The organism is Moorella mulderi DSM 14980, from assembly GCF_001594015.1.
In the GTDB taxonomy this organism is placed as follows: domain Bacteria; phylum Bacillota; class DSM-521; order Neomoorellales; family Neomoorellaceae; genus Neomoorella; species Neomoorella mulderi.
On the sequence record NZ_LTBC01000012.1, the window covers coordinates 57,940 to 73,865 of the forward strand.

Below are 15,926 nucleotides of genomic sequence, written 5' to 3' on the forward strand. Positions count from 1 at the left end.
CCTCCCGCGGGAAAAGAAGAACCTGTTCCTAAGGAAGATAACACCAGTTGTAGCAAAGTAGATAGGAGTTATTTTTATGTTCTGGTCGTTCCTGAAACGTCGCCACTATCTGGGCATCGATCTCGGTACAACTGCCGTCAAGGCGGCTGTTTACCAGGGCCGGCAATGGCTGACGGCCAGCGTGCCGGCTCCCCAGGGTGGCCTGGCTGATACCCAGGCCATGGTGGCGGCCGTTGCCGAGGCGGCCTCCCGGACCGGCTGGCGCGGTCGCCGGGCCGTGACGGCCGTCAGCGGGGAAAGGGTGATCGTCCGCTACCTGCGCCTGCCGCGGATGACCCCCGAGGAACTCAAGAGCGGCATGGCCTATGAAATCGAAAACTACCTGCCCACCGGGGCCCGGGATATGGTGGTAGACTGGGCCATCCTGGAAGCCGGCAATGGTGCGGCCGGCGACCAGATGCCGGTTCTCCTTGCTGCGGCGCCACGGGAACAGGTGACGGGCTTATACCAGCTTTTCCATGCCGCCGGCCTGGACCTGGTGGCCATCGACCTGGTGCCCCTGGCCCTCTGCCGCGCCCTGGCCGGAGAGGCCGGCGGCAGCACGGTGATAATCGACATCGGTGGGCGCTGGAGCAACCTGGTCCTGGCCCGGGAGGGACGGCCCCTTTTCAGCCGGGTAGTAGCCATTGGCGGGGGAGAACTCAGCCAGCCAGGTATAACCGGTAGCAGCCGTATGGCCGAAATGGCCCAGGAGATCCGGCGCTCCCTGGAGTTTTACCGTTCCCAGGCCGGGACGGCTTTTAACCCGGAGCGCATCATCCTTACCGGAGGGGGAGCGCAGGTAGACGGAGTGGCAGACTACTGCCGTGAGGAACTGGGATTGACGGTTACGGTGGGCCGGCCAGGTACAGGCCCCGGTGGGTCTCCGGACCCGGCCCTGGCCGTAGCCATGGGCCTGGCTTTGCGGGAGAGGGTAAGATGAGTTTTGCTATTAATTTACTACCACCAGAGTACCTGCCCCAGCGGCGGTCGTTACCAAAGGGAGCCATTATCGCCGTAGCTTTAGGAGGATTACTCTTAACGCTTTACCTTATATTCCTGCTCCAATGGGCGCTGGCGTCCAGGCGTGCTGCCCTGCTGGAGGACCAGCTGGCCTTGTATGAACCCCAGGCGCAGCAGGCAGCGACCAGTAAAAGCGCCATTAGTGAATGGCAGCAGAAGGAAAGGGAACTGCAGCGTTTGGTAAAGGAAAGGCGGCGCTGGCAGCCGGTCCTGGCTGCAATAAACGATGCCCTGCCGCGGGAGATCTGGCTGGCGCGCCTGGAAGCAAACGAAGCCAAAGGAGAACTAATCCTGGCCGGGGGGAGTACTTCCCTCCAGGCCATCGGTAATTTTTTAAATAACCTGCAGGCAAGCGGTCTCTGGCAGGCCGTCAATCTCCAGGAAGTTAAGGGTAATGGCAGTAGCCTTGCCTTTACCATCCAGGCTGTTTTTAAAGGTACGCGGCCAGAGACGGGCCAATCAGAGACTGCAAGAGCAGTTCCCGCACCAAGCGATGCAACAAGAGCAAACCCGGATTCCATAAACGCAAACAGGGAAGGCAACAGTAAATGAAATTTGGTACCTACCAGTTCAGCCGCCGGGAAAAAATATTGCTGGTTTTACTGGCCGTTGTCGTGGGGATTATTTTCTTCAATAAAGTAGTTTTAGGACAGCAACTGCCAGCCTACCGGGAGCTCCGGGGAAGGCTTAAGGTGGACCTGGAACGACTGGCAGCCGCCAGGCAGGCAGCAGCATCTGCAGCCGAGCTGGCCAAAAAAGCCGGCCAGGCCCGGGCCGCATGGGAGGCTGCCAGGCTCCACCTGGGTTTTACCCTCCGGGGTACAGCACCCTTCCTGGAGGCAGCCCAGCCCCGGGACCAATCCCTCCAGGTACTGGCCTTCCGGCCCCTCCCGGTGGAAAAGAGAGACCCCTTCCGGGTCTATCCCTATGAAGTCACCGTCAGCGGCCCTTACCCGGCGATGCAGGATTATATAAGCCAGCTGGAATCCCTGCCGGCCCTGACGGCCATCCGTAATTTGAAGATCCTTGCGCGCCAGGGAGACGCTGGAACAGTCGAAGCCAGCTTTATTATTGACCTGTACGACCTGGGCGAGGGCAATCCCCTTCCGGCGGCCGTAGCCCTTTTCCCATCCGGGCGGGTCGATGGTTTCACGCCCCCGGCGGGGGCGGTTGCTGGTGGTGATGGAGCTAAAGGGGTAGGAGCTTCTCCCGGCCAGGGAGAGGCCGCCGGGAGCAAACCCGCCGGTTCGTCGACCCCTGCGGCTTCGGGACCGGTGCCGGCAAACCTGCCCCCGCCAACCAAGTCGTCCCCACCTGCAGGCAACCCGGCAACAGCTCCGGGTACCCACCCTGTACTTTCACCCCTGGCAACTAACGGGGAGCCACCTCAATATACCTTCCCCTGCCAGGAACAGGGTCGTTTGGTCCCTGGCCCGGCCTTCCAGGAGCCCCCTGCCGGCGAAGGTGATGTCTGGCTGGAGGAACTGCGGGTACTGCGCAATGTGGGTCCCTTCTTCGTCCTGGACCGGCCGGCCGCCCTGGCCGGTATGAACCTGGGCCGCAGCATAGGCGTAACACTAAGCAAAGATAAAACTAAAGCCGAATTAAAGGTCGATCTCCGCGGCCGGTATACTCGTCTCCAGGGGTATACCGGCATCGACGATAGCTTTGCCAACAGCAGCGGTAAAGTTAAAGTCATTATTTTTGCCGATGGCCGGCAGCTTTACCAGGGAGAAATCAGGCCGGGTGATTACCCTCAATACCTAGATTTACCCCTCTTCCTCGTCCAGCAACTGACCTTCAGCCTGGAATGGCAAGCTGGCGGTATCGGTGACTACGATCAATTACTGGCCACCCTGGCCAGCCTCCATTTTTCACGTAAGGATTAGCAGGAATATTTTCCCGCCCCTTGAATTATACTAGTAAGAAGTTATATAGAAAGGGTGGGTAAATGCTTTTAACTGAAGCCGATCTCAAGGCCATCCTGGAGGCCGCCCTGGCTGAAGGTGGCGATTTTGCAGAAATTTTCCTGGAACGGCGCCGGACGACCAGCATCAGCTGCGAGGATAATAAGATTGAACGGGTTATATCCGGTCTTGACCAGGGGGCCGGTATCCGGGTCATTGCCGGGGAAAACACCGCCTATGGTTACAGCAATGACCTGAGCCGGGAGAGCCTCATCCAAACGGCAACCCTGGTTGGTAAAGCCCTGCAAAGCCGGCCCCAGCCCAGGGAAATTAGCTTTAAACGGCCGCAAGCACAAGTGGAATTTACCATTAAAAAGCGGCCCGACCAGGTGCCGGTAGCCGAAAAAGTAGCTCTGGTGCAAAGGGCCAATGAGGCTGCCCGGGCCGTCGATAAGCGCATTACCCAGGTTACGGTGGGTTATGGTGACGTCATCCAGGAGGTAACTATTGCCAACAGCGACGGCATCCTGGTAGATGACGAGCGGGTACGCTGCCGTTTTGTAGTCAATGCCGTGGCTACCGACGGCAAAGTTATCCAGACAGGTTTTGAATCGGCCGGCGGGCACCAGGGGTGGGAACTTTTTGAAAGCGTTAACCCGGAAGAGAAGGCGCGGCAGGCTGCCCGGCGGGCCGTCATGATGCTGGAGGCCAGGCCGGCACCGGCGGGCAAGATGCCGGTGGTTATGGCCGGCGAGGCCGGCGGCACCATGATTCACGAGGCCTGCGGTCACGGCCTGGAAGCTGACCTGGTTCAAAAGCAGCTTTCCGTGTACGCCGGCAAGAAGGGGCAGAAAGTAGCTTCCGACCTGATAACCGTCATTGACGATCCCACCATTCCCGGCAAGTACGGTTCGTACCGTTTTGACGACGAAGGTACGCCGGGACAGAAAACCGTGCTCATCGAAAATGGCATCCTGAAGGATTATATGTATGATTACCTGACGGCCCGTAAGGAGAACCGCCGTTCTACCGGCAACGGTCGCCGGGAATCTTACCAGGACCGCCCCATACCCCGCATGACCAATACCTTTATCGCTCCCGGCAAAGACGACCCGGAAGCTATTTTGCGGGAAACCAAGTACGGCCTGCTGGTCAAGCGCATGGGCGGCGGGCAGGTCAACACCACCAACGGCGACTTTGTTTTTGATGTGGCCGAAGGGTATCTCATCCAGGACGGCAAGATCGGCCCGGCCGTCAGGGGGGCCACCCTCACCGGCAACGGTCCCGAGGTGCTGAAGATAATCGACCGGGTGGGCAGCGACCTGGGCTTCTCCTTAGGTACCTGCGGCAAAGACGGCCAGGGAGTACCAGTCGGGGATGCGCAGCCCACGATTCGCATTCCTGAGATGGTAGTCGGCGGCATCCTGGACGAGGAGGACAAAGGCTGATGGATTACCAGGCTTTACAAAAACAGTACCTCGACCTGGCGGCGCGGGTGGTAGAGATGGCGGCCGGGAAAGGTGCCATTGCCGAAGCCTACATAAGTGCCGGTGAAAATTTAAGCATCGAGGTGCGCAACCAGGAAGTCGAGGCCCTGACCACGGCCCGGGACCAGGGCCTGGGCTTAAGGGTCATAGCCGGCCAGCGGGTGGGTTTTGCCTTTACCACCGATTTCAGCCCCCCGGCCCTTGAGCTTTGTGTGGAACAGGCCCTGGCCAATGCCCGGATGGCCACTCCTGATGAGCATAACTGCCTGCCGGCCCGCTATCCCGGTTACCCCCAGCTGGACCTCTTTGACCCGGAGATTACCACAACCCCGGTGGAAAAAAAGATCGAGCTGGTGCGCGAGATTGAACGCCAGGCCAGGGCCTATGACCCGCGGGTGAAGATCACGGAAAGCTGTTCCTATAACGATTCCCGCTACCTGGTTGTCCTGGTAAACTCCCAAGGAATAACGGCCGCCTACCATGCCGCCTACTGCGGCGCCAGCACCTTTGTGGTGGCGGTGGAAAATGAAGAGAGCCAGACGGGTTTCGGCCTGGCCTACGGTTTGCAATATAAAAATATCGATCCGGCGAAGATCGGCCGGGAAGGGGCGGCCAGGGCCGTGCGCATGCTGGGAGCCAGAAGGGTTAATACCCAGCGGGCGGCCGTTGTTTTTGATCCCTATGTAGCCACCAACTTCCTGGGTGTCATCGCCCCGGCCCTGGCTGCTGACGCCGTCCAGAAGGGCAAATCCCTTTTCCGGGGCCGGGTAGGCCAGCAGGTGGCGGCACCGGTAGTAAATATTATCGATGACGGCCGCCGGCCGGACGGCATTGCCTCCAGCCCCTTTGACGGCGAGGGGGTACCCACCGAACATACCGTCCTGGTGGAAAAAGGGGTCCTTAAATGCTACCTGCACAACACCTATACAGCCGCCCGGGACGGGGTAAAATCCACCGGTAATGGTGCCCGGGGCTCCTTTAAGACGACGCCGGAAGTCGGGACGACCAATTTTTATATCGAGGCCGGTTCCCATACACCGGAGGAGATTATTAAGGAGATCCCCAAAGGGCTTTACGTCACTGAGGTCATGGGCATGCATACGGCCAACCCCATCTCCGGCGATTTTTCCGTCGGCGCCAGCGGCCTCTGGATTGAAAAGGGCGAGCTGACCAGGCCGGTCCGGGGCGTGGCCATTGCCGGCAACATCATCAGCCTCCTGGAGGGCATTGACGCCGTGGGCAACGACCTGACCTTTTTTGGCGCCACCGGCGCCCCGACGGTGCGTATTGCCAGCATGACCATCAGCGGGTAAGTACACTCTACCCAAAAGAGCAATATTATGGTAAAATAGCAGCTATGAAGATTTTAGTGTTAAATGGGCCCAATTTAAACCTTCTGGGCAGCCGGGAGACGGAAATCTACGGCCGGACTACCCTGGCCGATATCGAAGCCGGCTTAAGGGAGCAGGCTGCCGGCGCGGGGGTGGCCCTTGAGTTTTTCCAGTCCAACCATGAAGGGGCCCTCATTGACCGCCTCCATGAAGCCCGGGGCCGGGTAGACGCCGTAGTCATCAACCCCGGGGCCCTGGGTCATTACAGCATTGCCCTGCGTGATGCCCTGGCGGCCCTGGACTGCCCGGTGGTAGAAGTCCACCTCTCCAACATTTACCGCCGCGAAGAATTTCGCCACCAGACGGTAACGGCAGCGGTGGTAGACGGCCAGATTAGCGGTTTTGGCCCTTTGAGCTACCGCCTGGGACTGGAGGCTGCCATAGAGCTGGCGCATAAGAGAGGCGGGAAGTGAGTGGTGAGAAGTGAGCGCTTAGACCGGCTGCGCCGCCTGATGGCGGCGGAAGGTATCGCGGCCCTGTGGGTACGCCAGGAAGAAAACCGCCGCTACCTGAGCGGTTTTACCGGCGACAGCGGCCAGCTTATCATTACGGCGACATCCCAGTACCTGTTAACCGACGGCCGCTTTATTGAACAGGCCAGGGAGGAAGCACCGGATTTTGAGGTGGTGGACCTGGGAAATAAGCCGTGGGAACAGCTGGGAGCCACCCTGGCTGCAGCCGGTGTAGCAGAACTCCACTTTGAAGCAGAGCACCTCAGCTATGCCACCTATGAAGAGTTCCTGGAGCAGGCCAAAGACTGGCCGCAGCCGGTCAAGCTGGAACCCTCAAAGGGCCTGGTAGAAAGATTACGCCAGGTAAAAGATGATACCGAACTGGCACTTTTGCAGAAAGCCATTGACCTGGCCGATGCCGGCTTCCGCCATATGCTCCGTATCCTGCGCCCCGGCATCACGGAGCGGGACATAGCCCTGGAACTGGAATACTTCCTGGGCAAACAGGGCTCGCTGGGGCCGTCTTTCACCACCATCATTGCCGGCGGCCCGCGTGCGTCCCTGCCCCACGGGGTGGCTTCCGGCCGGGTACTGCAGCCGGGTGACCTGGTGGTTATGGATTTTGGGGCTATATATGACGGCTACCACTCCGATCTTACCCGCACGGTGGCCCTGGCGCCGGTGGACCCGGAATGGCGTCACCTGTATAACGTTGTCCTGGAAGCCCAGAGGAAGGCTATAGCAGCCATACGGCCGGGGCTGGCAGGGCGCGAGGTCGATGCTGTAGCCCGGGAACACATTGCCGCTGCCGGCTATGGTCCCTATTTCAGCCATGGCCTGGGCCACGGTGTGGGCCTGGCCGTTCATGAAGGTCCCACCCTTTCCAGCCGGAGCGAGGTTAAGCTGGCTCCGGGGATGGTGGTCACGGTAGAACCGGGAATTTACCTGCCCGGTCGCGGGGGTATCCGCATTGAGGATGTCGTCCTGGTCCAGGAGGACGGCGCCCTGGTTCTATCCCATGCACCTAAAGAATTTATAGAGTTATAGGAGTTATAGGAGGTATCCCGTTTGATATCCACCAACGATTTCCGTACTGGTCTTACCATTGAGGTTGACGGAGAAGTTTACCAGGTAATTGAATTCATGCACGTCAAGCCGGGTAAGGGTTCGGCCTTCGTCCGTACCAAGCTGAAAAACCGGCGTACCGGGGCGGTCATTGAGCGGACCTTCAGGGCCGGGGAAAAGGTCAACCGCGCCCACATTGAGCGGCGGGAGATGCAGTACCTTTACAATGACGGCGAAAATTATTACTTCATGGATACAGAAACCTATGAACAGCTGTCCCTGCGCAAGGACCAGCTTGATGAAGCGGTAAAATATCTAAAAGACAATATGAACATTTATGTCCTCCTCTACCAGGGGGAGACCATTGGCATCGAGCTGCCGAACTTTGTTGAGCTGAAAGTGGTAGAAACAGAACCAGGCATCAAGGGCGATACAGCCACCGGCGGTTCCAAGAACGCCGTTTTAGAAACCGGTGCCGTAATCCAGGTACCCCTCTTTATCGAGGTGGGTGATGTCGTCCGCATCGATACTCGTACCGGAGCCTATATTGAGCGGGCTTAGTTTAAGGCCGGCCGGGGCCGGAAATAATAAAAAGGTAGAAAGGAAAGGAGTGTAGTCAATGAAGGACGTCCGCAAGAAGGTTGCCTATCTGAAGGGTTTAGTGGACGGCATGGATTTGAATCCCGAGAGCAAGGAAACCCGCCTCCTTAAAGAAATAGTCGATGTCCTGGAGCAAATGGCCGAGGCCCTCCACGACCTGCATGAGGATTATGAAGAGCTGGAGGACTACCTGGAAAGCATTGATGAGGACCTTTATGATTTAGAAGATGAGGTCTACGACGGCGAGGATGAATACGAAGATGAATATGAAGACGAGGACGACGAAGAAGACGAAGACGATGAAGAAGGCGACTACATTGAAGTAGAATGCCCCAAGTGCCACGAGATAGTTTGCTTTGATGCCGATGTCCTGGATGATGAGGATGTCGTGGAAGTTACCTGCCCCAACTGCGAGACGGTAGTTTTTATCAATGAAGAGGGCGAAGCCAGCGCTAAGCCCAAAGGAGAAAAGGAGAAAAACTCCCCGGATACCGACGATATCTAATTCAATCTGCTATACTCACATCTAAATCCCGACCCCATGAAGGGGTCTTATTTTTTTGCCCCGCATTTTTCTCTTGCATAAAATTGCCAGGATCATAATAAGCATAATGGCAGGAGGGAGGAAGATGGGCAGTGTACGGCTGGGCAAGGGGGAGGGCCACAGGCCACAACCTTTAGGACAGGCCGGCGGAGGCGGGCCGGGGGCACTCTCCGGGGTGCTGGCTTTGCTACCGGCGGTGGTCGCTGCTTCCCTGGCGGCCCTGCCCCCGGAGATAAAAGCCACCCTGGAAGAAATTCGCCTGCGGCGGGAGCGGCCTCTCCAGGTACGCTGGGCTGCCGGTGAAGGCTGGGTGAAGGCCGGCGGCACTCTGACAACCATGCCTGACCAGGCCTACATCGTAACCGCAAACGACCTCAGCCAGACCATACAGGCCCTCACCCGTAGTTCCCTTTACGCCCTGGAGGAAGAATTGCGCTCCGGGTATATAACAGTGAGCGGCGGCCACCGGGTGGGCCTGGTGGGAGAAACGGTGGTGCGCCAAGGGGAAATTCAAACCTTAAAGAATTTTGCCGGTCTTAATTTGCGCCTGGCCCGGAGTATCCCCGGTTGTGCCCGGGAGTTAATGCCCTACCTCCTGGAGCAGGGGCGACCCCTCAACACCCTTATTCTTTCACCGCCGCGTTGTGGCAAGACGACGTTGCTGCGCGATATTATCCGCCTTTTCAGTACCGGCATAGCGGAACTTAAGTTTTCCGGCGTCAACGTAGGCGTGGTGGACGAGCGTTCGGAAATTGCCGGTTGCTGGCTAGGGGCGCCCCAGCTGGAAGTCGGGCCCCGGACGGATGTCCTGGACCGTTGCCCCAAGGCGGCGGGGATGTTGATGCTCCTCCGGTCCATGGGGCCGGAGGTCATTGCCACCGACGAGATTGGCCGGCCGGAGGAACTGGCGGCTTTACAGGATATTTTAAATGCCGGGGTGACAATTCTGGCCAGCGTCCATGCCGGCAGCCTGGAGGAGTTAAAACACCGGCCGGGCTGGAGGCCGCTCCTGGAGCAGGGTTTCTGGCAACGCCTGGTAATCCTGGGCCGTACCCTGGGACCGGGGACCATCGAGGGCCTCCTTAGCGGGGACGGCCAGACCTTACGCGGTGGTCCCTGGCGGGGGGAGGGTAAGGCATGTTAAAAATGGTGGGGGGCGGGTTGATCATCCTGACCTGCGGCTTCCTGGGCCTGGAGATGGCCCGCGGTTTTAGCGCCCGGATTGAACAGCTGCGCCAGTTAAATGCCGGCCTCAAAATGCTGGAGACGGAAATAATCTATGGGGCTACACCCCTCCCCTTGGCTCTCACCCGGGTGGGGAACCAGCTGGCCGGGCCAGTGGCTTTATTTTTCCAGGCCGTCGCCCGGGTGCTGCAAGAAAACGCTGCCGCCGGTGCCCTGGCGGCCTGGGAAAGGGGCCTGGAGGAACTCGGCCAGAAAGGGGCCCTGCAGCCCGGGGACCTGGAGATACTAAAGGCCCTGGGACCCATGCTGGGTAACTCCGGCGCCAGCGACCAGGTCAAGAACCTGGAGTTGACCCGCCAGCTCCTGGGGCAGCAGCAGCAGGCAGCCCTGGAAGAAAACAACCGCCAGGGCAAGATGTGGCGCACCCTGGGTTTCCTGCTGGGGATAACCCTGGTGCTGCTGCTTTATTAAAGCTTCTGGAGGGAGATAAAGATGCTGAGCGTAGATGTGAGCCTCATCTTTCGCCTGGCGGCCCTGGCCATTATCATTACCATTTTTTATACTTTCCTGAAACAAGCCGGGCGAGACGAATATGCCTATATGACCTTGCTTGCCGGCCTAGCTATAGCTTTACTCTGGGTTATTCCCCTGATTATGGATCTCTTCAAAGCCGTACAGGCTGTCTTCCAGCTGTATTAAAGGGGTGGCCCCGGGATGGAGATTTTCCAGATCGCCGGCCTGGCCTTGACGGCTACCCTGATTATTGTCCTGGTGCGCCAGGCCCGGGGCGGCGATACGGCCCTTATCATCAGCCTGGTGGTAGGAGCAACTATTTTTCTCCTCCTCCTGGACCGCATAGGCACGGTGGTCAAGGTCCTGGCCGACCTCTCGGAAAGGGCCGGTATCAACCAGTTTTACCTGAATACCATCTTAAAGATCATCGGCATTGCCTATGTGGCCGAGTTTGGCAGCCAGGTCTGCCGGGACGCCGGCGAAAATGCCATCGCCAGCAAGGTGGAACTGGCCGCCAAGGTGTTGATTATGGTCCTGGCCATCCCCATTATTGTAGCGATCCTGGAAAGCATAATCCGCCTGCTGCCATAGATAAAAAGAACCGCAATAACCGCCGCCAGAGAAAAGGTGAAATGCAGTGCCCGGGATTTTGATTAATAGAAACCTCTCACATCTCAATAGCTGCGCTGCCATGGTACCGGCAATACCTGCACGAAAACTGCTGGTAGGGTTAATTTTTATTGTCCTGTACTGTATTTATACCGGGCTGGCTGCACCGGCGGCCCTGGCCTATTACCCGGCACCGGCCACCGGGACAGAAGCGGCGGCTGCCATGACCCTGGACGATCAACTGCAACGCCAGATGGCCAGACTCAACCTCGGCGGCATCGATACCTTCCTTAACCAGCTGGACCGGGAAGTGGGCCAGTACCTGCCACGCTTTAGCTTTCAGGAAATCCTGGCCAATCTCCGCCAGGGGAAGTTGCCCCTGGACCCGGCGGCCGCCGGGCGGGGGTTGCTCAAGTATCTTTTCCACGAACTCCTGGCCAGCGGTGCCCTGTTGGGCCAGCTCCTAATACTTGCCGTAGCCTGCGCCGTGCTGCAAAATTTACAGGCAGCCTTCAGTGAGGGAAGTATCAGTACCCTGGCGCGGGGGGTGGCTTTCCTGGCCCTGATTACCCTGGCCCTGACCTCCTTCACCCTGGCCGTCCGTACCGGGGCAGAAGCCATTGACCGGATGGTGTCCTTTTTCCAGTCCTTGATCCCGGCCCTGATTAGCCTGCTGGCAGCTACCGGCGGTATAACTGCCTCGACTTTGTTGCAACCGGTCTTGATATATACCGTAACCCTCACCGGTACCATCATGCACAATGTTCTCTTTCCCCTTTTGTATCTTACGGCCTGCCTTACGGTAGTCGGCCGGATCGCCGATCGCTTTCAGGTGTCCAAACTGGCCGGGCTCCTTAAACAGGCCGCCATGGTCGCCCTGGGGCTGATGATGACCGTTTTCACCGGCGTGTTATCCGTTTACGGGATCGCCGGTTCAGTGGCCGACGGGGTGGGCCTGCGGGCCATTCAATTTGCCACCGATGCCTTTTTACCTGTGGTCGGCGGCATGCTGTCAGATGCCGTCGAAACCATTGCCGGGACAACCCTGCTTTTAAAAAGCGCCGTCAGCCTGGTGGGAGTAGTCATTATTTTTTTCCTGGCGGCCTTTCCCATGTTAAAGATCCTCTCCCTGGTGGTGGTTTACAAAGTGGCGGCGGCCGTGGTCCAGCCCTTCGGTGAGGAACAACTGGCCGACGCCCTGGACGGCATCGGCGGGGCTTTAACCTTGGTCTTTGCCTGTGTGGCGGTAACGGGGTTAATTTTCTTCCTGGCTGTAGCCGTTATCGTCGTCCTGGGTAACATCACGGTAGCCTTAAGGGGGTAGGCAGGAAGTTGCTGGTTAAAATCGGCGAGATTGTCCGCCAGGTAGCCCTGATTGCCTTGCTGGCGGCCTTCCTGGAAATGCTCCTGCCGGAAAAAAAGATGACCCGTTACGTCCGGCTGGTTTTAGGGCTCTTTGTGGTGGTGGCTATTTTGACACCCCTGGTGGAAGGTTTGCGTTTCGGGCCGGAGCTGGATGTTACCGCCTGGGACCTGCGCCTGGACCCTGCGGCCGCCGCCCCGGTGCAGCAGGGCCGGGAAATGGCCCGGGCCAATGAAGAGGCAGCCCTGGAAATTTACCGCGACCGCCTGGCCGGGCAGATCAAGGCCCTGGTTTCCCTGGTACCGGGGGTAAAGCAAGCAGAGGTACTGGTGAGCTTGGCCGGGGATAAGGAACACCGGGGGGCCATTCGCCGGGTGGTAGTCACGGCCACCCTGGCTGGAGGGGAGACGGCAGAAGGGGGCGGGGATGCACCGGCAGCACAACCGTCACCGGAAGGAAAGGAGAATACCCTGCCTCCTAAAATTACCGCAGCTGAAGTCCAGCAGATTAAATCCAGGATTGTCGCCATGATTACCCACTTTTATGGGCTTGAACCCGGCCAGGTAGAAGTGCGGATATATGGAGGTGTTGCCAATGGACAAAAATAAGTGGCCGGGCTGGCGAATACTACCCCAGAAACCGCCCTGGTACCTCTGGCTGGCTGTTGGCACTCTTATTTTGGGGAGTATCTTTATTAGTATCGGTAACCTTAACAGCTCCAGCCAGCGCCAGCGGGGGCAACCGGCAGGACAAACAGCCAGCCAGCCCGGACCGGACCGGCAAGAAACGGAATTGATGCTCACGGCCAGGGAATTGGAAGTACAGCTACAGGGGATATTAGAGCAAATTGCCGGCGCCGGCAGGGTGGCGGTGCGGGTGTCTTTAAAGGCCAGCCCCTTAAAGGAGTTTGCCACCAATACCAAGACGACCAAACACAGCGTGGAAGAGAAGGATCAAAGCGGTGGTACCAGGGTAACTACCGACAGCAACGAAGATGCGCAGCTGGTCATGGCCAGGAACGGCCAGCTGAATAGCGGCGAAGCGCCGGTAGTAGCCCGCGAAACCCAGCCGGAAGTCCTGGGGGTAGTGGTGGTAGCCGAAGGGGCGAATGATCCCCAGGTCCGGGCGCGTTTCATCCAGGCGGTGCAGACCCTGTGGGGCCTGGCACCCCACCAGGTGCAAGTGCTGCCTATGGAAACCGGAGGGAGCCGTAAGTAACTATGACTGTTCTTCTAATTAAACTTTCCAGATTTGGGAGGGGGAGAAAGATGCTTAAGATAGGCGAAAAAGGACGGGTGATCATAGCCCTGATGCTGACCTTTGGTGTCCTGGCTTACCTGGTCCAGGGAGACCGGCAGGGAACAAAGCCGGCAGGTGTAGACCTCCCCCTGGAGCGACCCGTCCAGCAGGCCAGCCAGCCCGATACCAGTGGAGCCACTAAGGTAGCGGCGCCACTCAAGGACCAGGCGGCGGTTACCGGTCCTAAGGCAGAGGACATTCTCAAGGAAGCGAGTTCTAAAGCTGAAGGTGGTGCCGCCTTCTTCATCGAGTACCGCCTGGAAAGGGACCGCCAGCGCAGCCAGCATATTGCCCTGCTCAAGCAAATTATCGATAACCCCAATTCCGGTGGCGAGGGTAAGCAGGAAGCCCAGAAGCGGCTGGTGGAACTGACCCAGCAGATGGACCTGGAGATGCAGCTGGAGAAGCTGATTGTCGCCAAAGGGTATAAGGACGCGGCGGTATTCATCCAGCCCAATGCCGTAAACGTCATTGTCATGGCCGACAAATTCGGCGACGAGGACGCCAACAAAATCGGCGACCTGGTCTACCGCTCCACCGGCCGCCCCCGGGAGCAGATCAGTATGATTCATAAGAAGTAGATAAAGTTAGATAAAGTAGAAGCAAATACCTGTGTTTGCAGAGAATATGTGAGCCCTGGGTATTTTTGAATAGCTTTTTTGTCCTGGTAAGTGCCTGCAAAAGTAAAGAGCACATACTTGATAAATGGTGGCATATTTGATACCATATTTTTAGAGGCAGGAGAAAGAAATGAGCCAAATTGAGAAACTTCTCAAGGCGATAAAAAGAAATCCCAGGGGTGTGCCCTGGGAAGATATTGATAGAGTGCTTAAATATTATGGTTTTGATTGCCGTCATCAAGGGGGTAGCCATTATAATTACTATCACCCTGAACTTGTTGAGATTTTAACGATTCCCCGCAGGAGGCCGGTTAAGGCTGTATATGTTAAGAAAGCGCTAGAATTAATCGGTAAGCTTGAGGAAGGGAAATCCGATGCGTGAAAAAACATTAGATTACTATCTTGATCTCAACTATGAGGTATCCCTTCGCCGCCTTACAGAGGAGGAAGGCGGTGGATGGCTGGCCAGCATACCCCTTTTGCCGGGTTGTATGTCGGACGGGGAAACACCGGCAGAGGCCCTGGCTAACCTGGAAGATGCTAAAAAGGGCTGGATTGAAACTGCTTTAGCATTACAAAGGGATATTCCCGAACCGGATAACGCTGAAAAATATAGCGGAAAGTTTACCGTTCGCCTTCCTAAATCCCTTCACAGGGCTATTGCCACCAAAGCGCAAGAGGATGGAGTCAGCCTCAATCAAATGGCTATTTATCTTCTTTCTTTAGGGCTAGGTAAGTCACCAAGAAGAAGGAAAGTTAAGTGAAAATAGCTGAATTCGCTAGCATATAGATGCGTTTTTTGGGTCCTCCAGGTAGCCTCCGGAGAACCGACAAAAGCGGAAACCTTGGGCTCAAGAGAGATTGCTATTTTTAAAACCGGCGTTACCCTCTAAAACCCCTTCCCCGAGTTAAATCTTACTTTATGATCCAAACGACCATAAAACGGAGAGGGTACGGTGATGATACGGGGATGGGCCGGATCAGTCAGTTAAGTTATACTTAACTGAAAGAAAATAAAACAGCCCTGCTGGAAATACATGCAGGGCTTTTATGATTAGCGGATTAGCGGCAATACTCGCAAAGACCCTTATGCAAATGACTGGTTACCTTGCACCTGCAGCGCGGATTTCTACCTTAGCACCGTCAGGTACTTTTTTTAACAGCCCGGGATCGCTTAAGATGCGCCCGATTTTATTTACCGGGCTGGCGGCGCGGGGCTTGTCATCAATACTTGCGGGCGTAGGCCCGAAAAACAGGCAAAAGGAGTGACCCGGCGGCCAGTAGGCGATATCACCTATTTCCATATCCTCCGTCGCACCTTTTTCCAGGCCGGCTTTAACCGGGATGGGGAAGTAAATTTCATCGCCCCAGGTATTCACCCGGCTGCTTATGGGCAGGGCTGCCTGGACTTTGCGGGCGGTTTCGCTATCATTGAGCTCGGCAAGGACGGTCAACTCACCAAAATTGATGGCAATTTGCATATAATTACCCCCGGCAATGAATTTCCAGGCATATTTTAGCATATGTAAGGATGTGCCTCAATAATATATTTTGCTTGTGGCATAATAAGCTGTAAAAGGCCTGGCGGGTATGCTGACCGAAGAAGCCATCAATAAATGGTTAGCTGATAACCGGAAGGCCCATACGGAAGTGAACTCGGGCTAAGGAGATGACCAGCAGGTTGCGGGGAAAACAGCCCCTATTTGTTTTATTTCTCCTGCTACTGGCGGTAGTAATTGCAGGGGGGTTGCTGATGACTCACCGGGCCGTACGGTTACCACCACGGGTCGAGGAGCCTCCCGGGCCAGTGCCAGCCCGGCGAAACGCTT

The 15,926-nt window shown here is 57.2% G+C and carries 20 protein-coding genes; 19 read left to right on the plus strand and 1 reads right to left on the minus strand.

Translation table 11 applies throughout. The features are described 5' to 3' along the window. The first annotated feature begins 76 nt into the window (after positions 1-76). The 19 genes from pilM (at position 77) to MOMUL_RS12050 (ending at position 14,861) form a co-directional block, all read left to right on the plus strand. Complete coding sequence (gene pilM / locus MOMUL_RS11960; protein ID WP_062285221.1) at positions 77-982, plus strand: type IV pilus biogenesis protein PilM; 906 nt, start codon at positions 77-79, stop codon at positions 980-982. After that, a complete protein-coding gene (locus tag MOMUL_RS11965; protein ID WP_062285223.1) occupies positions 979-1,614 on the plus strand; it encodes a PilN domain-containing protein in 636 nt (211 codons plus the stop codon). Before pilM ends, MOMUL_RS11965 begins: the two co-directional genes overlap by 4 nt. Next, a complete protein-coding gene (locus MOMUL_RS11970) occupies positions 1,611-2,951 on the plus strand; it encodes an NPCBM/NEW2 domain-containing protein (RefSeq protein ID WP_062285225.1) in 1,341 nt (446 codons plus the stop codon). Before MOMUL_RS11965 ends, MOMUL_RS11970 begins: the two co-directional genes overlap by 4 nt. A 62-nt stretch (positions 2,952-3,013) precedes the next feature. Continuing rightward, positions 3,014-4,417 (plus strand): TldD/PmbA family protein, encoded by a 1,404-nt coding sequence (locus MOMUL_RS11975; RefSeq protein WP_062285226.1) that lies wholly within the window; start codon positions 3,014-3,016, stop codon positions 4,415-4,417. Next, the gene (locus tag MOMUL_RS11980) at positions 4,417-5,769 is read left to right on the plus strand and encodes a TldD/PmbA family protein (RefSeq protein ID WP_062285228.1); all 1,353 of its coding nucleotides are present in this window, start codon (positions 4,417-4,419) and stop codon (positions 5,767-5,769) included. The genes MOMUL_RS11975 and MOMUL_RS11980 overlap by 1 nt, the downstream gene beginning before the upstream one ends. Positions 5,770-5,813: 44 nt before the next feature. Beyond that, the gene (gene aroQ, locus MOMUL_RS11985) at positions 5,814-6,260 is read left to right on the plus strand and encodes a type II 3-dehydroquinate dehydratase (RefSeq protein WP_062285231.1); all 447 of its coding nucleotides are present in this window, start codon (positions 5,814-5,816) and stop codon (positions 6,258-6,260) included. A gap of 3 nt (positions 6,261-6,263) precedes the next feature. Next, positions 6,264-7,346 (plus strand): M24 family metallopeptidase, encoded by a 1,083-nt coding sequence (locus MOMUL_RS11990; RefSeq protein WP_084785627.1) that lies wholly within the window; start codon positions 6,264-6,266, stop codon positions 7,344-7,346. Positions 7,347-7,367: 21 nt separating this feature from the next. Then, positions 7,368-7,925, plus strand: coding sequence for an elongation factor P (gene efp / locus MOMUL_RS11995; RefSeq protein ID WP_062285232.1), 558 nt, complete (start codon positions 7,368-7,370; stop codon positions 7,923-7,925). Positions 7,926-7,983: 58 nt separating this feature from the next. Then, positions 7,984-8,469, plus strand: coding sequence for a CD1247 N-terminal domain-containing protein (locus MOMUL_RS12000; RefSeq protein WP_062285233.1), 486 nt, complete (start codon positions 7,984-7,986; stop codon positions 8,467-8,469). A gap of 124 nt (positions 8,470-8,593) precedes the next feature. Beyond that, on the plus strand, positions 8,594-9,652 hold the full coding sequence (gene spoIIIAA, locus MOMUL_RS12005) for a stage III sporulation protein AA (RefSeq protein WP_084785625.1): 1,059 nt from the start codon (positions 8,594-8,596) through the stop codon (positions 9,650-9,652). Then, the gene (spoIIIAB, locus tag MOMUL_RS12010; RefSeq protein ID WP_054935361.1) at positions 9,646-10,164 is read left to right on the plus strand and encodes a stage III sporulation protein SpoIIIAB; all 519 of its coding nucleotides are present in this window, start codon (positions 9,646-9,648) and stop codon (positions 10,162-10,164) included. The genes spoIIIAA and spoIIIAB overlap by 7 nt, the downstream gene beginning before the upstream one ends. A gap of 21 nt (positions 10,165-10,185) precedes the next feature. Next, positions 10,186-10,392, plus strand: coding sequence for a stage III sporulation protein AC (spoIIIAC, locus tag MOMUL_RS12015; RefSeq protein ID WP_054935362.1), 207 nt, complete (start codon positions 10,186-10,188; stop codon positions 10,390-10,392). Between the two features lie 15 nt (positions 10,393-10,407). Continuing rightward, entirely contained in the window at positions 10,408-10,797 is a 390-nt protein-coding gene (spoIIIAD, locus tag MOMUL_RS12020; RefSeq protein ID WP_062285234.1) for a stage III sporulation protein AD, read from the plus strand. 46 nt (positions 10,798-10,843) lie between these two features. Beyond that, positions 10,844-12,139 (plus strand): stage III sporulation protein AE, encoded by a 1,296-nt coding sequence (gene spoIIIAE / locus MOMUL_RS12025; RefSeq protein WP_236713104.1) that lies wholly within the window; start codon positions 10,844-10,846, stop codon positions 12,137-12,139. An 8-nt stretch (positions 12,140-12,147) separates the two neighbouring features. Next, a complete protein-coding gene (locus MOMUL_RS12030; protein WP_062285235.1) occupies positions 12,148-12,786 on the plus strand; it encodes a stage III sporulation protein AF in 639 nt (212 codons plus the stop codon). Further along, entirely contained in the window at positions 12,773-13,396 is a 624-nt protein-coding gene (locus tag MOMUL_RS12035) for a hypothetical protein (RefSeq protein WP_062285236.1), read from the plus strand. The genes MOMUL_RS12030 and MOMUL_RS12035 overlap by 14 nt, the downstream gene beginning before the upstream one ends. A gap of 50 nt (positions 13,397-13,446) precedes the next feature. Next, the gene (locus MOMUL_RS12040) at positions 13,447-14,058 is read left to right on the plus strand and encodes a SpoIIIAH-like family protein (protein ID WP_062285237.1); all 612 of its coding nucleotides are present in this window, start codon (positions 13,447-13,449) and stop codon (positions 14,056-14,058) included. A gap of 169 nt (positions 14,059-14,227) precedes the next feature. Then, complete coding sequence (locus MOMUL_RS12045) at positions 14,228-14,479, plus strand: type II toxin-antitoxin system HicA family toxin (RefSeq protein WP_054935367.1); 252 nt, start codon at positions 14,228-14,230, stop codon at positions 14,477-14,479. Next, positions 14,472-14,861, plus strand: coding sequence for a type II toxin-antitoxin system HicB family antitoxin (locus MOMUL_RS12050; protein ID WP_062285238.1), 390 nt, complete (start codon positions 14,472-14,474; stop codon positions 14,859-14,861). Before MOMUL_RS12045 ends, MOMUL_RS12050 begins: the two co-directional genes overlap by 8 nt. 339 nt (positions 14,862-15,200) lie before the next feature. On the opposite strand, the gene MOMUL_RS12055 is transcribed toward MOMUL_RS12050, so the two are convergent. Then, complete coding sequence (locus tag MOMUL_RS12055; RefSeq protein WP_062285246.1) at positions 15,201-15,578, minus strand: cyclophilin-like fold protein; 378 nt, start codon at positions 15,576-15,578, stop codon at positions 15,201-15,203. Between the last annotated feature and the right edge of the window lie 348 nt (positions 15,579-15,926).

Excerpts from the sequence above, each read along its gene's own strand:
- pilM (WP_062285221.1), top strand. The coding sequence starts at position 77 with ATGTTCTGGTCGTTCCTGAAACGTCGCCACTATCTGGGCATCGATCTC.
- MOMUL_RS11965 (WP_062285223.1), top strand. The coding sequence starts at position 979 with ATGAGTTTTGCTATTAATTTACTACCACCAGAGTACCTGCCCCAGCGG.
- MOMUL_RS11970 (WP_062285225.1), top strand. The coding sequence starts at position 1,611 with ATGAAATTTGGTACCTACCAGTTCAGCCGCCGGGAAAAAATATTGCTG.
- MOMUL_RS11975 (WP_062285226.1), top strand. The coding sequence starts at position 3,014 with ATGCTTTTAACTGAAGCCGATCTCAAGGCCATCCTGGAGGCCGCCCTG.
- MOMUL_RS11980 (WP_062285228.1), top strand. The coding sequence starts at position 4,417 with ATGGATTACCAGGCTTTACAAAAACAGTACCTCGACCTGGCGGCGCGG.
- aroQ (WP_062285231.1), top strand. The coding sequence starts at position 5,814 with ATGAAGATTTTAGTGTTAAATGGGCCCAATTTAAACCTTCTGGGCAGC.
- MOMUL_RS12000 (WP_062285233.1), top strand. The coding sequence starts at position 7,984 with ATGAAGGACGTCCGCAAGAAGGTTGCCTATCTGAAGGGTTTAGTGGAC.
- spoIIIAA (WP_084785625.1), top strand. The coding sequence starts at position 8,594 with ATGGGCAGTGTACGGCTGGGCAAGGGGGAGGGCCACAGGCCACAACCT.
- spoIIIAB (WP_054935361.1), top strand. The coding sequence starts at position 9,646 with ATGTTAAAAATGGTGGGGGGCGGGTTGATCATCCTGACCTGCGGCTTC.
- spoIIIAC (WP_054935362.1), top strand. The coding sequence starts at position 10,186 with ATGCTGAGCGTAGATGTGAGCCTCATCTTTCGCCTGGCGGCCCTGGCC.
- spoIIIAD (WP_062285234.1), top strand. The coding sequence starts at position 10,408 with ATGGAGATTTTCCAGATCGCCGGCCTGGCCTTGACGGCTACCCTGATT.
- MOMUL_RS12035 (WP_062285236.1), top strand. The coding sequence starts at position 12,773 with ATGGACAAAAATAAGTGGCCGGGCTGGCGAATACTACCCCAGAAACCG.
- MOMUL_RS12040 (WP_062285237.1), top strand. The coding sequence starts at position 13,447 with ATGCTTAAGATAGGCGAAAAAGGACGGGTGATCATAGCCCTGATGCTG.
- MOMUL_RS12045 (WP_054935367.1), top strand. The coding sequence starts at position 14,228 with ATGAGCCAAATTGAGAAACTTCTCAAGGCGATAAAAAGAAATCCCAGG.
- MOMUL_RS12050 (WP_062285238.1), top strand. The coding sequence starts at position 14,472 with ATGCGTGAAAAAACATTAGATTACTATCTTGATCTCAACTATGAGGTA.
- MOMUL_RS12055 (WP_062285246.1), bottom strand. The coding sequence starts at position 15,578 with ATGCAAATTGCCATCAATTTTGGTGAGTTGACCGTCCTTGCCGAGCTC.